Origin of the sequence: Actinomycetospora lemnae, from assembly GCF_028737315.1 — a bacterium.
Taxonomy (GTDB): Bacteria; Actinomycetota; Actinomycetes; order Mycobacteriales; family Pseudonocardiaceae; genus Actinomycetospora; species Actinomycetospora lemnae.
Genome location: NZ_JAQZAO010000005.1, coordinates 199,395 through 213,431, shown reverse-complemented (window position 1 = coordinate 213,431; position 14,037 = coordinate 199,395). Strand labels below are relative to the sequence as shown.

15 protein-coding genes are annotated in these 14,037 nt (G+C 75.1%); all 15 read right to left on the bottom strand.

The genetic code is table 11. The annotated features are described in order from the left end of the window. Positions 1-17: 17 nt before the first annotated feature. A complete protein-coding gene (locus PGB27_RS13175) occupies positions 18-380 on the bottom strand; it encodes a hypothetical protein (protein WP_274200816.1) in 363 nt (120 codons plus the stop codon). Then, positions 377-1,123: an ESX secretion-associated protein EspG gene (locus tag PGB27_RS13170; protein ID WP_274200815.1), complete on the bottom strand. Its 747-nt coding sequence runs from the start codon at positions 1,121-1,123 to the stop codon at positions 377-379. The genes PGB27_RS13175 and PGB27_RS13170 overlap by 4 nt, the downstream gene beginning before the upstream one ends. Then, positions 1,120-2,886, bottom strand: a complete 1,767-nt coding sequence (locus tag PGB27_RS13165; protein ID WP_274200814.1) for a hypothetical protein — start codon at positions 2,884-2,886, stop codon at positions 1,120-1,122. The genes PGB27_RS13170 and PGB27_RS13165 overlap by 4 nt, the downstream gene beginning before the upstream one ends. Before the next feature lie 93 nt (positions 2,887-2,979). Then, the gene (locus PGB27_RS13160; protein ID WP_274200813.1) at positions 2,980-3,903 is read right to left on the bottom strand and encodes a S49 family peptidase; all 924 of its coding nucleotides are present in this window, start codon (positions 3,901-3,903) and stop codon (positions 2,980-2,982) included. Between the two features lie 52 nt (positions 3,904-3,955). Further along, positions 3,956-5,158, bottom strand: coding sequence for a histidine kinase (locus PGB27_RS13155; RefSeq protein ID WP_274200812.1), 1,203 nt, complete (start codon positions 5,156-5,158; stop codon positions 3,956-3,958). A gap of 5 nt (positions 5,159-5,163) precedes the next feature. After that, a complete protein-coding gene (locus PGB27_RS13150; RefSeq protein ID WP_274200811.1) occupies positions 5,164-6,093 on the bottom strand; it encodes an Fpg/Nei family DNA glycosylase in 930 nt (309 codons plus the stop codon). A 15-nt stretch (positions 6,094-6,108) separates the two neighbouring features. Beyond that, positions 6,109-6,564: a hypothetical protein gene (locus PGB27_RS13145; RefSeq protein ID WP_274200810.1), complete on the bottom strand. Its 456-nt coding sequence runs from the start codon at positions 6,562-6,564 to the stop codon at positions 6,109-6,111. A 9-nt stretch (positions 6,565-6,573) separates the two neighbouring features. Beyond that, positions 6,574-8,223 carry a class I adenylate-forming enzyme family protein gene (locus tag PGB27_RS13140; RefSeq protein ID WP_274200809.1) on the bottom strand — a complete coding sequence of 550 codons (1,650 nt, stop codon included), beginning with the start codon at positions 8,221-8,223 and terminating at the stop codon, positions 6,574-6,576. A gap of 25 nt (positions 8,224-8,248) precedes the next feature. After that, positions 8,249-9,079 carry an alpha/beta fold hydrolase gene (locus PGB27_RS13135; RefSeq protein WP_274200808.1) on the bottom strand — a complete coding sequence of 277 codons (831 nt, stop codon included), beginning with the start codon at positions 9,077-9,079 and terminating at the stop codon, positions 8,249-8,251. Beyond that, positions 9,076-9,480, bottom strand: coding sequence for a helix-turn-helix domain-containing protein (locus tag PGB27_RS13130; protein ID WP_274200807.1), 405 nt, complete (start codon positions 9,478-9,480; stop codon positions 9,076-9,078). The genes PGB27_RS13135 and PGB27_RS13130 overlap by 4 nt, the downstream gene beginning before the upstream one ends. A 17-nt stretch (positions 9,481-9,497) precedes the next feature. Next, entirely contained in the window at positions 9,498-9,857 is a 360-nt protein-coding gene (locus PGB27_RS13125) for a hypothetical protein (protein ID WP_274200806.1), read from the bottom strand. Positions 9,858-9,991: 134 nt separating this feature from the next. Next, positions 9,992-10,180, bottom strand: coding sequence for a hypothetical protein (locus PGB27_RS13120; RefSeq protein WP_274200805.1), 189 nt, complete (start codon positions 10,178-10,180; stop codon positions 9,992-9,994). Between the two features lie 169 nt (positions 10,181-10,349). Then, positions 10,350-12,113, bottom strand: coding sequence for a PHA/PHB synthase family protein (locus PGB27_RS13115; RefSeq protein ID WP_274200804.1), 1,764 nt, complete (start codon positions 12,111-12,113; stop codon positions 10,350-10,352). A gap of 134 nt (positions 12,114-12,247) precedes the next feature. After that, positions 12,248-13,114: a methyltransferase domain-containing protein gene (locus PGB27_RS13110; protein ID WP_274200803.1), complete on the bottom strand. Its 867-nt coding sequence runs from the start codon at positions 13,112-13,114 to the stop codon at positions 12,248-12,250. A 168-nt stretch (positions 13,115-13,282) separates the two neighbouring features. Next, positions 13,283-13,891, bottom strand: a complete 609-nt coding sequence (locus PGB27_RS13105) for a hypothetical protein (protein WP_274200802.1) — start codon at positions 13,889-13,891, stop codon at positions 13,283-13,285. Positions 13,892-14,037 lie beyond the last annotated feature (146 nt).

Sequence of the window (14,037 nt, the reverse complement as noted above, 5' to 3'; positions counted from 1 at the left end):
GACGCCGACGGCCCCCCTCAGTCCTGCCCGGGCTCCAGCCGCACCGATGCGGCCGCGTCGGCGTCCGCCTGCTCCCACACCGCGGCGCTCTCGCGCACGGCCTGACGCAGCTCGGCCAGCTCCGCGGCGAGCGACCGTGCCGCGGGCACCGTGTCCGACATCACCAGCTCGCGGTACCAGGCGGCGATCGCCGCGTTGTCCTCGCCCGACCCGACCGCCAGCGACTCCGCCCCGAGCCCGTCGAGCGCCGCCTGCGCCTCCGTGACGCCCAGCTCGAGCGCGTCGACCTTCCCGGCGAACGCGCGCGCCTCGTCCGGGCTCATGGCGGCCTCGCCACCGGCCGAGCCCGCTGCCTCCCTCGGCGGCTCCGGCGCGCTCATGCGGTGCTCCTTCCGGACGGGCGCGGCACGGCCGCGTCGGTCAGCACGGTACGGACGTCGGTGAGCAGTTGTCCGCCGGTCGCGGGAACCAGCAGGGGCGGGCGTGCCGGGGGCACGCGCAGGACGTGCCGCCCCCGCGGGCCGTCGAGCCAGCACAGGGGCGGGGCGACGCGGCGGGGCACGCCGTCGTGCCGGTCGGCCACCCCGACCTGCGTGACGGCGGTGACGGTCGCGAGGAGGTCCTCGGCGAAGTCCCGCGACCGGGCGGTCCGCTGGGTGATCGGCAGGTCGGTGGGGGTGGTGCCGGACGGCACCGGCACGGCCGGGCCCTCGCCGGGCGGCACGGGCGGGACCAGCGCGAACAGGGCCTCGGCCAACCCGTCGGGCGGGCACGGCGACACGCGGACGGGCGCCGCGGCGTGCTCGGGCGACGCGAGCACCGCCGCGCTGCGGCCATCGGTGAGCGCGACGGCCGCGAGCGGCGCACTCGCGTCCCTCCGGACCAGGTCGACGGCGACCACCCAGCCGGCGACCGCCTGTCCGGCGTCGAGGAGCAGCCGCGCGGGCGCGGGCTCGAGCAGGCCGCGCGCCCGCAGCGCCTGCTCGGTGGCGGTGCGGTGCCGGCGGACCTCCTCGTCGGTCTCGGCGGACCAGTGCACCGGGCGCAGCGGGTACGGCCACCCGGCGCCGCACTGCTCGAGCACCCAGAGCAGCTCGTGACGGTCGAGCACGACGCCGGTCACCGGTCGTCCTGCTCCCCGATCACGGGTGGGGTCACCAGGCGGCGCTCGTCGGGGTCGTCGGTGGGGTCGCGCCAGGGGTCGGCGTCGACGAGGTACTCGGGGTGGCGGATGCCGGACGCGCCGGTGGGCCCGGTCGAGCTCGCGGCGCCCGCGACCGGCGGGACGAGCGGGACGCCCGGCGCCGCCGGGCCGGGAGACGCCGTCGGCGGTGGCCCGGACCCCGTCCAGCCCCCGCCGCTGTCCGTCGGAGGCGCGCCGGAGGCACCCACGGCCGCACCCGAGCCCAGCGCCGGGGACGTGCCCGCGGGGCCGGGCGTGCTCGTGGGACCCGACCCGGAGGCCGGGTGGGTGGGTCCGTCCGGTGGGAGCCACCCCGACGCCCCGGCCGGCGAGGCCCCTGGGGACGTCCCGGGAGCCGCCGACGACCCGGGAGAGCCCGGCCGGCCGGGCCCCCCGGGTGAGGACCCCGGGGACGACCCGCTGCCCGCGGGCGAGGCGCTCTCGGGCCAGGACCCGCCGGGCGAGCCGGTACCCGGCCCGCCGACACCGCCCACTCCGGCGCCACCGGACCCACCGGACCCACCGGCTGCGCCGCCCGCACCGGGCCCGCCGCCACCACCGGCGCGCCGCGCACCGGACGGCCGGCGCTCGTCCGGCCGCCGCTCGGGCGGCCCGCCGCGCACCGGCGCCCCGCCACCCGCGAGGCGGTCGGCCGCCGTGGGACCCACCGGCGTGCCGGGACCGCGCGCGGAGGCGCTGCCGCCGCCCGTCACGCCGGGCGGCACGCCACCGCCGCCCCGGCCACCCGGACCGGCGCTCGCCCCACCCGCGCCGGGCACCGACGGGCGTCCCGGCGCCTCGCCGGCGGCCGGCGGGGTGCCGCCGAGCAGCCTCGTCACGAACCGCCCGACCGCGCCGGGCCGTGCCGCGTCCGGTCGGCCCGCGCCGGGCGGGACGCCCGCGACCCCGCTCCCCGGCGGCACCGCGGCACGGCCACCCGCAGCCCCGCCGACCGGGGCGCCACCCACGGGCGCTCCGCCGACCCCCGGCGCTCCCGGCACCCCGGGTCCGCGCGCCGGCCCGGCCGCCCGCGCCAGGACACCGCCGCGTGCCGAGGCCCCGCCGCCCGCGCCGGGACCCGGCGGCGAGGCCATGGTGCCGCGGGCGGTGCCGCCGACCTCGGGCGCGGCGCCGAGCGGGGAGCGTCCGGCGAGACGGTCGACCGCGGACGGGGCACCGCGTGCGGCGAGCCCGGTCTGCTCGAGATACGCCCGGTAGGCGCCCTGGGCCGCGCGCTCCTCGGCCTGCGCGGCCTGGAAGGCCCCGAACCCGTCGGCCGGGCCCCCGGCGGCCAGCGCCCCGGCGAGGCCCGGGGTGGCGGGTGTGCGCCCGAGGACGGGCAGCGCGGGCGCGCGCGGCGGCCCGACCAGGGACTGCACGCGCGCCAGCGCGTCACGGACCCCCTGCAGGCTGCCCGCCTGCCCGGTCACGGCGTCGCCGAGCCGGCTCATGCGCGCCACGAGCGTGCGCACGTGCGCCGCCGCCGCGTCGGCGTCACGACCGCGCCAGGAGGCCCCCAGCTGCACGTGGGCGCGCTCGAGGCGCTGGGCCGCGGCCCGGAGCTCGTCGCCGCGCGCGGCGTGGCGCCGGCGGGCCGAGTCGATCGCGGCGGGGTCGGCGCCCTCGTTGACCCAGCGGTGGATGAGCTCGTGGCTCAGGACGGACGTGTCGCGACCGCCCCACGGGACGTCGGGGACCGGCACGGTCCACCACCTCCCGCACGGGCTCGCCCTGACCCCGGGAGCCTAGGTCCGTGCGTGCGACGGTGGGTGACGAATGCGCGACGCGCAGCGCCCTCAGAGCCCGAAACGGCTCCACAGCGCCCGGTGCTCGACCCACTCGAGCGCCGAGCCGACCGGGTCGATGCCCGCCCCCGCGAGCGGCGCCAGGGGCGCCAGCACCCCGCCCAGCCCGAGGCGCGCGAGCAGCGGGCGCCGCGGCTCGACGGTGACCGGCTCGGCGTCCGGGAAGCGGCGCCTGAGGACCTCGCGCGCCGTGCCGAGGTCGTCGATCAGGCCCAGCTCCCGCGCCCGCTTGCCGGTCCACACCTCGCCGGTGAACAGGTCGTCGGTCTCGTCGGGTCGAGCTCCGCTCCGCTGGGTCTCCCGCTCCTGCAGCGCGTCGCCGCGCCGGGTGCGGACCCACTGGATGAACATCTCGTGCAGCTCGCCCTGCATCCCGAGCAGCCACTCCACGTCCTCGGCCTTCTCGGGCTGGAACGGGTCCAGGCGGGCCTTGTTCTGCCCGGCCGTGTGCAGGCGGCGCTCGATGCCGTAGCGCTCGATGAGCCCCTGGAGCCCGAACCCGCCGGAGACGACGCCGATCGAGCCGACGAGCGAGGTGGGGTGCGCGTAGATCTCGTCGGCGGCGCACGCCAGCCAGTACCCGCCGGAGGCGGCCACGTCCTCGCAGAACGCCAGCACCGGGACCTCGTGCTCCTCGGCGAGGCCGCGGATGCGGTCGGCGACCAGCGCGGACTGGGTGGCCGACCCACCCGGCGAGTTGATCATCAGCGCCACGGCCTGGACGCGGTCGGCGGTGAACGCGCGGCGCAGCGCGTCCTCCACCGCGGTGATGTTGATGACCGCCCGGGGCACCGGCGCGCTGTTCGCGGCGATCACGCCCTGGAGCCGGACGACGCTCACCGTGCGCTGGCCCGTGGCCGCCGCGAGCGGACCGGGCAGGACGGACGACAGGGCAGAACCGAGGCGCGAGCTCATGTCACCCACGCTAGCCGCCACCCGGGTGACCCGACGGTCAGACGGTGATCAGCTAGACGCGGACGCCCGCGCGGAACTTCGGCACGCGCAGGATGATCTTCGTGCCGGCGCCGCGCTCGGTCTCCACCACGAGCCCGTAGTCGGGCCCGAACGCCGAGCGCATGCGGTCGTCGACGTTGCCGAGGCCGACGTGCGCGCCCGACAGGTGCGCGTCGCGGTTCTCCTCCTTGAGCGCCTTCGGGTCCATGCCGACGCCGTCGTCCTCGACGATGATCGTGCACTCGGCGCCGGAGTCCTCGGCCGTCAGCGTCACCGTGCCGCCGCCGGGCTTGCCCGACAGGCCGTGGCGCACCGCGTTCTCCACCAGCGGCTGCAGCGCCAGGAACGGCAATACGACCGAGAGCACCTCGGGCGCCACCTGCACCTTCACCGTCAGCCGCGCGCCGAAGCGGGCGTGCTCGAGGGCCAGGTAGCGGTCGATGTTCTTGAGCTCGTCGGCCAGCGTCGTGTACTCGCCGGCCTGGCGGAACGAGTAGCGCGTGAAGTCCGCGAACTCCATGAGGAGTTCGCGGGCCCGTTCCGGGTCGGTGCGGATGAACGAGGCGACGGTGTTGAGCGCGTTGTAGATGAAGTGCGGGGAGATCTGCGCGCGCAGCGCCCGGACCTCGGCGCGGTTGAGCCGGGCGCGCGACTCGTCGAGGTCGGCGAGCTCGAGCTGGCTCGAGACGTACCGCGCGACCTCCGCGGACGCGCGCAGCAGCACCGGCCCCGGGGTGTCGGCGCTGACCGCGGCCAGGGTGCCGGCGACGTTGCCGTCGACCTCGAGCGGGACGACGACGATGCCACGCACCGGGCAGTCCTGCGAGCCGCACTCGATGTCCTTGCGGCTGGCCACCTGCTGGCGACCGGTGCGCATGACCTTCTCGGCGTACTGGCGCACGTCGAGGCTGTGGTGCTCGGCCTCGCCGTCCCAGGCCAGCGGCACGCAGTCCGACCCCGTCATCGACAGGGCCTCGGTGTCGAGCAGCGTGCGCAGGTAGGGCACCGCAAACTGCGCCGACCCCTCGGAGAGCCCTTCGCGCAGCGCCGGCGCGGCCAGCGAGACGGTGTGCAGCGTCGAGAACGTCGCGCGCTCCAGCGGGGACGCGAACTCGTTGCGCCGCTTGACCCGCCGGTAGACCAGCACGGCGACCACCAGCGCGATCGCCACACCGACGGCGGCGAGCACGCGCGGATCGGTCAACCAGCTGGGCACGGCACCTATTTGACCAGACGCGACAGCCGCCGGTCCGCCAACGCCCGACCCTGTGTCTGGCACGTGGGGCAGTACTGGAACGACCGTTCGGCGTACGAGACCTCGCGCACCGTGTCCCCGCACACCGGGCACGGCAGGCCGGTGCGCGCGTGCACCCGCATCCCCGAGCGCTTCTCGCCCTTGAGCCGGGCGGCGTCCTGGCCGACGGCGCGGTCGACGGCCTCGGAGAGCACGCCGATCATCGCCTGGTGCAGACGGTCGACGGCCTCGGCGTCGAGCTTGCCGGCGGCGGCGAACGGCGACAGCTTCGCGACGTGCAGGATCTCGTCGGAGTAGGCGTTGCCGATGCCGGCGAGGACCTGCTGGTCGACGAGCAGCGTCTTGAGCCGCGCCGACCCGACCGGTCCGGCTCCGCTGCGCTTCGTGTCCCCGCGACCGGCGAGCAGCTCGCCGAACTCCGCGCGCCCGAGCGTCAGCGCGTCCGGCCCGAGCTTGGCGATGCCCGGGACCTGCTGCGGGTCCTCGACGAGGTAGACCGCGAGCCGCTTCTGCGTGCCCGCCTCGGTGAGGTCGAACCCGGGCCCGCCGACCGTCTCGAGGTGCACGCGCAGCTCGAGCGGCCCCTTGCCCGGCTTCGGCGGGGTCGTCGACGCCTGGTCGTGCCAGCGCAGCCAGCCCGCGCGCGACAGGTGGATCACGAGGTGGAGTGGAGTTGATGGTCCAGCTCCGCTGCGCTGCGTGTCCTCCAGCTCCACGTCCAGGAACTTGCCGTGCCGGGCCGCGCCGGTGACCAGACGGCCGGTGAGCGCCGAGAGCGGCGGGTCGAACGTCTTGAGCACGGTCATGCTCGCGAGGTCGACGCGCGCCACCGGCCGGGCCAGCGCGTGGGTGCGCAGGTGCTCGGCGAGGGCCTCGACCTCGGGCAGCTCCGGCATCAGCTCACCGACCCGTCAGCTCACCGGCTGCAGCGGGCTGTCGGCGTAGGCGGGCGTCGCGCGCGTCTCGAGGCTGCGGACCGTCTGCATCATCTCCTCGCGCGCGGCCGCGGTGCCCCGCACCCAGCCCACCCAGCGCTCGGGCGCCGAGCCGTCGGCACCGCCGGGCGTCTCGGCGACGAGCGTGCGCGGCCGGCGCAGCACCCAGCGACCGGGGAAGAACAGCGCGATCGCGAGCAGGATCAGCCAGACCCAGACCGGCACGACCACGCCCTGGCTGCCCGTGAACCACCAGGCCAGGAGCGCGACCCAGAGCAGGCCCATGATCGAGACGATGCCGATGGCCGCGAGCCGGCCACCCTGCATGTCGTGCTCGAAGTCCTCCCCCGTGGCGGGGTCGATCCACTCGAGCTTCTGGCGCACCATCCACTGCCGTCCGTCGGCGGCGCGCACGATGCGGATCCGGGCCATGCGGTCACTCTAGCCCTGCTCACGCCGCCAGACGGGTGGTCCGAGCGGGCCCGCGTCGCGGACCTGGTCGCGCAGTTCCCGCTTGAGCACCTTGCCCGCCGCGGACACCGGCAGCGCGTCGACGACGTGGACCGCACGCAGGCGCTTGTAGGGCGCGACGTGCTCGTCGAGCGCCGCGACGACGCCCGCCGCGAGCTCCGCGGAGGCCTCCTGCCCGGGCGCCAGCACGAGCACCGCCACCGGCTCCTCGCCGACGGCGACGTCCGCGCGCCCGACGACGGCCGCCGACGCGACCTCGGGGCGCGCGACGAGCAGCTCCTCGAGCTCGCGCGGGTACACGTTGTAGCCCTTGTAGAGCAGCATGTCCTTGGCGCGGTCGACGATCTCGAGCTGCCCGTCCTCGCCGACCACGCCGATGTCGCCGGTGCGCAGCCACCCGTCGACCAGCGTCTCCGCGGTGGCCTCGGGGCGGTCGAGGTAGCCGACCATCACCTGCGGTCCCCGCGCCCACACCTCGCCCGCCTCGCCGACGGCGGCCGGCTCCGCGGGCGACGGACCGACCCGGATCTCGGTGTCGGGCACCGGGACGCCCACCGTGCCGATGCGCCGGTGCGCCGAGCGTGCGGTGGCCCCCATCGTCAGGCCCATCGTCGCCTCGGTCATGCCGTAGCCCTCGACGATGACCGCCTCGGGCATCCGCGCGGCGATCCGCTGGGCGAGCGCGACCGGCATCGGCGCGGCGCCGGAGGTCACGGTGCGCACCGAGGTCAGGTCGCGGCCGGCCGCCTCGGGGTGCGCGAGCAGCGCGTGGAACAGCGGCGGGGCGCCCGAGATCGTCGTGACGCGGTGGGTCTCGACGTCGGTGAGCAGGCGGACCGGGTCGAAGCGCTCGTGGACGATGCTCGTCGCCCCGGAGACGACCGCGACGCCGATCCCGCCGATCGTGCCCATCGCGTGGAACCACGGGGCGACGGCGATCCCCGAGCCCTCGCCCAGGCGCACGGGCCACTCCTCGGCCGGGCCGAGCTGCTCGAGGCCCACCTCCCCGCCGACGCCGAGCACGGGCCGCGAACCGCTGCCGTGGCACGCGTACTGCAGGACGTTGGTGACGACGTTGGCGTGGGTGAGCACCACGCCCTTGGGGCTGCCGGTGGTGCCGCCGGTGTAGGCCAGGTGGGCCCGGGCGACGGTGGGGTCGAGGTCGACCACCGGCGGGTGGTCGGCCTCCGCGCCGTCGGCGACGGTGACCCCGTCCGTCGGGATCAGCGGCACCCCCGACCCGGTGTCCTGCAGGCCCACGACGGCCACGGCCCCGGCGTCCGCGAGCTGCGCCGCCACGCCCTCGGGCGGCAGCTGCGGGCTGACCGGCGTGAACGTCGCCCCGGCCAGCAGGATCCCGTAGTAGGCGATCGGGAACGACAGCACGTTGGGCAGGTGCACGCCGACGACGTCGCCGGGGACGACGCCACGCGCCTGCAGGTGGTGCGCCAGACCGCTGGCCGCCCGCCACAGGCCGGTGAAGCTCAGCTCCCGGTCGTGGTGGCGGAACGCCGTGCGCTCGCCGTAGCGCCGCGCGGCGCCGTCGAGCAGGGCCCCGACGGGCACCTCCGGATACGTGAGCCGCTCGGGCACCCAGGTCCGCCAGTCCACCACCGTCATGGTGGTGAACCTTATTGGCAGGCTGTCAGTTGTCCAGGAAGTCCTCGAGGACCCGGCCCAGCTCGTCGGGCCGCGTGAGCAGACCGAGGTGCCCGCCGTGGTGCAGGTGCACGGTCGCGCGCGGCATGAGCGAGCCCATGATGTGCGCGTTCACGATCGGGATGACCGGGTCCCGACGACCGGCGAGCACCAGCGTCGGCACGCCGATGAACGGCAGCACCGGCAGGCTCGTCCAGCTCATGAGCGCCATGAGCTGGAAGAGGTAGCCGCGGAACTTCACCGGGTGCGCGCGGGAGAACACCGCGTCGACGTCCGCCTGCGACTCGCCCTGGTAGATCTCCGCGCCCTCCTCGCGACGGTAGGCGCGGTCGTTGTAGCGCCGCGGGGTGAGCATCTTCGCCAGCACGCTGAAGCGGGCGGGGACCATCATCGCGCCGGTCCCGGTGCTCACCAGGGCGAGGCGCGCGGTGCGGTCGGGGTGCTGCAGCGCGAACTGCTGCGCGATGCCCCCGCCCCATGACAGTCCGAGCACGTCGGCGCGGGCGTACCCGAGCTCGTCGAGGAGTCCCGAGAGCAGCGCGGCGAGCCCGGCCATCGGCAGCGGCACCCACGGCAGCGGCGACCCCCCGATCCCGGGCACGTCGAAGCGCACGACGGGACGGTCGGGGTCGAGCGCGCCCATGAGGGGCTCGAACAGCTCGAGGCTCGCGCCGATGCCGTTGACCAGCACCAGCGGCACGCGCGCCGGCGCGCCGGGGCGGTGGGCGACGTGGAGCCGGTGGCCGGCGACGACGACGTGGCCGATCCATTCGTCGCGGGGCGCGGACGCGGGCTCGGGGACCGAGAGCGCGCTCACGACGCGCCCCCGGTCGGCGAGCCCGCCGTGTAACTGCGGTACACGGAGATCAGGGCCTCCTTCTGCGCGTCGGAGAGCCGGCGGTCGGCGCGGATCGCCCGTTCCGTGGACGAGTCCCCGCGCTCGCCGGCGTCCGCCGGCGAACCCCCGGCCTGTTCGCGCACCAGGCCGGCCTGCAGGAGCAGGCTCTCGGCCGAGATGTCGAGGGCCTCCGCGATCGCGTGCAGCACGCGGACCGACGGCTCGTGCAGCCCTCGTTCGATCTGGCTCAGGTACGGGTTCGAGATGTTGCTCAGGGCGGAGAGCTGCCGCAGCGACAGGCGCGCGAGCTTGCGCTGGCTGCGGATGAACCCGCCCAGGGCGCGGCGGTGGTCCTCCCACGGCCCGCCCGGGCCGGCCACGGCGTCAGCCCAGGACGTCAGCGGAGCGGCGACGTCGCGCGGGCGGACGGGAGCGCCGGGGCGACCGCCTCGAGCACCTGGTGGGCCACCGAGCGCTGCGCCTCGAGGATCTGCACCCCGGTGTCGTAGACCCGGTCGACGACCTCGGCGGGCGTGCGCGGCAGGCCGGCCACACCGTGGTCGACCCCCTGGGCAAGGCCCGGGACGCCGGACAGGCCCGGGAGCCCGGGGAGTCCGCGCAGGGCCGAGGCCCAGCTCTCGGCGACGGAGCCCGCGAGACGCAGGCCGGCCTCCTGCACCTGCGCGATCGTGTCGACGGCCCGGTCGCGGAGCTGGTCGAGGTCCGGGTCGGCCTTCGGCGCGGTCGGCGTTGCCATGAGGAGTCCCTCCGTCGTCGGTGACGAGTGCTCAGTTTATCAAGCACACGGGTCCCGGCGCGGCGGTGCGGTGGCACCGGTCACGTCGGGTCGTCGCGGGACCACCGTTCGTGCCGCCACTGGTCACCGTACGTCTAGAGGGGCGGCAGCGTCCCCACCAGCCGATCGCGCCACCCGGCGACCTTCGCGACGCAGGCGTCGCACCCGCACCGCCCCTCGCGGGTCGCCAGGAGGAGGTCCAGGCGCAGGAACACCTGGTCGTACGCGGGACCGACGGCGTCGTCGACCTTGCGACGCAGGGCGACGGAGGCGTGGCGGTTCACGGGCAACACCCTCGGAGGTGAAGGCTGGCGGCCGGTTGCCGGGGACGCAGGGTTGGTGCGTCGTGAGCAACACGGTGACGACCCGGGACGGGCCCGTCAACCGTCGATCGGCCGCCGACCTCCCGCTGTTACGCAGGGTCACGCCGGCGTCATGGCCCTGCGGTGCGGGTCACCCCGTCCCGAGCACGTAACTGCCCGGGGCGTCCTCGAGCGGCGGGTACGCCTCGGAGCCCGTCGGCGGCGGCTGGCGCATCTCCCCGCCGCGCTCGGCCATCCAGTCGCGCCACGGCTCCCACCAGGAAGCGGCCACCTCCGTCGCCCGCTGCATCCAGGTGTCCGCGTCCGGCGCGGAGTCGCCGCCGACGGTGCCGATCCAGTACTTGGCCTTCTTGCCGGGCGGGTTGACCACGCCGGCGATGTGGCCGCCGTTGGACAGCGTGAAGGTGACGTCGCCGCCGAGCAGGGTGGTCGACTGGAACGACGTGCGCCACGGCGCGATGTGGTCGTTGATCGCGGCCACGATGAACGTGTCGTTGGTGATCGACTTCAGGGACAGGTGCTCGCCGAGCAGCTCGAGCTCGCCGCGCGCGAGCTCGTTCTGCAGGTAGAAGTGCCGCAGGTAGAACGCGTGCATCTTGGCGGGCATGCGCGTCGAGTCCGCGTTCCAGGCCAGGATGTCGAAGGCCGGCGGGGCCTTGCCCTCCAGCCAGTTCGGCCCGACGTAGTTGAAGATCAGGTCGTTGGCGCGCAGCAGGTCGAACGTGCCCGCCATCGACTCCGCGGGCAGGTAGCCCGTCTTCGCCATCTTGCGCTCGAGGCGCTCGACGATCTCGGGGTCGACGAAGCTCGACACCGGGCCCGGGTCGGAGTAGTCGAGCAGGGTGTTCGTCAGGGTCAGCGAGTTGAGGCGGTGCTCCTGGCCGCGGGCGTGGAGCATCGCGGCGGCGATGGTGGCCATGAGGCCGCCGAGGCACAGCCCGACGAGGTTCACCTTCTCGGCCCCGGTGATGTCCTGGACCACGTCGAGCGCCGCCAGGTTGCCGAGCTCGAGGTAGTCGTCGAGCCCCACGTCGGCCATCGACTCGTCGGGGTCGCGATAGCTGATGACGAACACCGTGTGCCCGTGCTGCACCGCCCATTCGAGCAGGCTGCGGCCCGGCGAGAGATCCATGATGTAGTACTTGTTGATCCACGGCGGGCTCACGAGGATCGGGATCTCGTGGACCTCGTCGGTCTGCGGCTCGAACTGGATGAGCTCCATGAGCCGGTTGCGGTAGACGACCTTGCCCGGCGTCGCGGCCAGCTCCTTGCCGACGCGCAGCTGCGAGCGGTCGACCTGGCGCGGCCGGCCCTGGTTGGTGGCGAGGTCGTCGAGCATCTGCCGGAAGCCCGAGACCACGCTCGACCCGCCGGTCTCGAACGCCCGCTTCAGCGCCGCCGGGTTGCCCGGCAGCAGGTTGGTCGGCGAGAGCACGCTGCTCAGCACGTCGGCGAGCAACGACGCGCGCTCGCGCGACGACGGATCGAGGCCGGCGGCGTCGACGAGGTCGTGCAGCGTCGCCGTGAGCGCGAGGTACTGCTGGCGCAGCCCCCAGTAGACCGGGTTCTCCTCCCAGGTCGGGTCCTTGAACCGGCCGTCCTTCTCGATCGGCACGGGGCCGTCCGCGCTGGACCCGAAGACCCGGGCGACGGTGGCCGTGCCGATGCGGGCGGCCAGCGCCGCGTGCCCGGCGACCACCCGTCCGACGTCGGCCGGGTGGGTCGCCAGGCCCTGGGCGACCTGCACCACCGTGCGCCCCCACAGCGCCGGGTCGACCTCGGCCAGGAGGTCGGCGGGAACCACCGACTCCAGGGAACGGGCGACGTCCACGGTGGGGAACGTCGGGACGGCCGGGCTCCGCTGCGGTCCGGTCCGGGCCTGGTCCACGGTCATGTCGGCGACCTCCACGTCGACTCACCGGGCGTGCCACACCTGACACGCCCCGTGGACGAGTGTGCCCCGCTGGGACGTGGGTCACACGGTTACCGACGAGTCCGAGGTCGTCCTCACGTCGCCGACCCGAGGGGTCAGCCGGCGAGCGGCCCCCGCTTGCGCGCGACGATGCCCTCGTAGAGCAGCGGGCTGCGGTCGGTGGCGAGGCGGTGCTGGAAGCGCTCGCGCCGGACGACCTCGAGCGCACCGGACCGGATCGACTCGCCGATCATGCCGCCGAAGCCCGAGGTGTCGGTGGCCTCGAGGAAGGCGTCCTTGATGGTCAGGACGACCCAGCCGTCGGGGGCGATGAGGTCGTAGGCGGTGCGGAACGCCACGGGCGGGATGTCGCCGAAGCCCAGGGCCGCGACCACGGTCAGCGTGTTCAGCTCGTGGCCGGCGAGCGCCTCGCGGGCCGGGGCGGGGAGCTTGGTGAGGTCCGCGACCTGGTAGTCGGCGTAGAGACCCGGACGGTCGCGCAGCGCGGCGTCACGGGCCTCGGTGAGGATGTCGACGCCGACGGAGTGCTCGACGCCGACCGCCGCGAGCTCCTCGGCCATGATCCCGTTGCCCGCGCCGAGGTCAAGGACCCGCAACGAGGACGCCGACACCCCCGACGAGGCGAGCGCGTCGTCGAGGAGCCCGACCATGAACCGCGGCGAGTCGCAGCCCAGGACGTCGTAGAAGATCTTCTCGTAGAGCCCCGGCACCTGGAAGATGCGGTCGTAGTCGTGGAACCGGAACTCGCCCCAGGTGCCGTCGGGCTGGGCGACGACGCAGAACTCGTCGTCCTGGCTGAACTTGCTGCCCGGCTCGGGCAGCGCGAGGCGGATCGCCTGGCGGGCCGCCTCGAGGTCGACGGGGTGGTGGGGCGTCGTGCCCGAGGCCTCTCCCGGCGCCGGTGCCTGTCGGACGACCTCGTGCTCGCGGCCGCTCGTGCCGTTCACCGCCGTGGGTGCCATCGCTGACCTCTCCTCCCGGTGTCGCCCACCGGGGGCGACGGAGCTGGACGCGGACAGGTGTGATCGCCCGCGTGGAGCATCGCGCGCCTCGATCGTCGTCAGGCGTCGCACGGAGGGTCAAGGGAAGGGGCGTCAATAGAATCAACGTCACGGTGACGGCCCGGCCGATCACCCCCAGCGGCCGCCCTGCTGCCCCCGGGGGTCGTAACGGGTGGTGCGCTCGTCCTGGCCGTAGGGGCCGGCGTACGGGTCACGCGGCTGCTCGTAGCTGCCGTAGCGCTGGTCGTAGCGCCCGTCGTACTGGCGCCCGCCCCAGCCGCCCGCCGAGACCGGGCGCACGGCGGTGCGCGAGACGCCCGAGAGCATCGAGATGATCGCGAGCCCGATCGCCGCGTAGAGCACCGCCGTCGCGATGTGGTCGATGATCCCGCCGCGCGCGAGGAAGACCTGCAGCAGCAGCACCACGAGCACCAGCAGCACGATGGCCGAGAAGAAGGTCGCCGGCCGGGGCGTGGTGAGCAGCAGCAGGTGCAGCAGCGCGGTGCCGGCGAGGGCGGCGATGACCGCGCACACCGGGATGATCGTCATCGCGTTGTCGACCAGCGCGCCGCTGCGCTCGGCGGTCTGGATGCCGAGCTCGAAGACGTTCGAGATGATCAGCACGCCGACGATCGCGATGCCCGCGGCGACGATGGCGGTGGCGACCCCGCCGGCCCAGAGCCTCTTGCCCAGGACCTCCACGTCGCCGTCGTCCCACGAGCGCTGCGGGTAGCTCACGACCTCGTCCTCTCCCCCGGACCGTCGGTGGTCGGCCCCGTCACGGTCGGTTGTACCGCAGACCAGGTCGCCACGGGGGGACCATCCCCTCCTCGTGCCTGCCCCGGCACGGCCGGGCTCCGCCCCGCGTCGTCCCCGCCTTGACG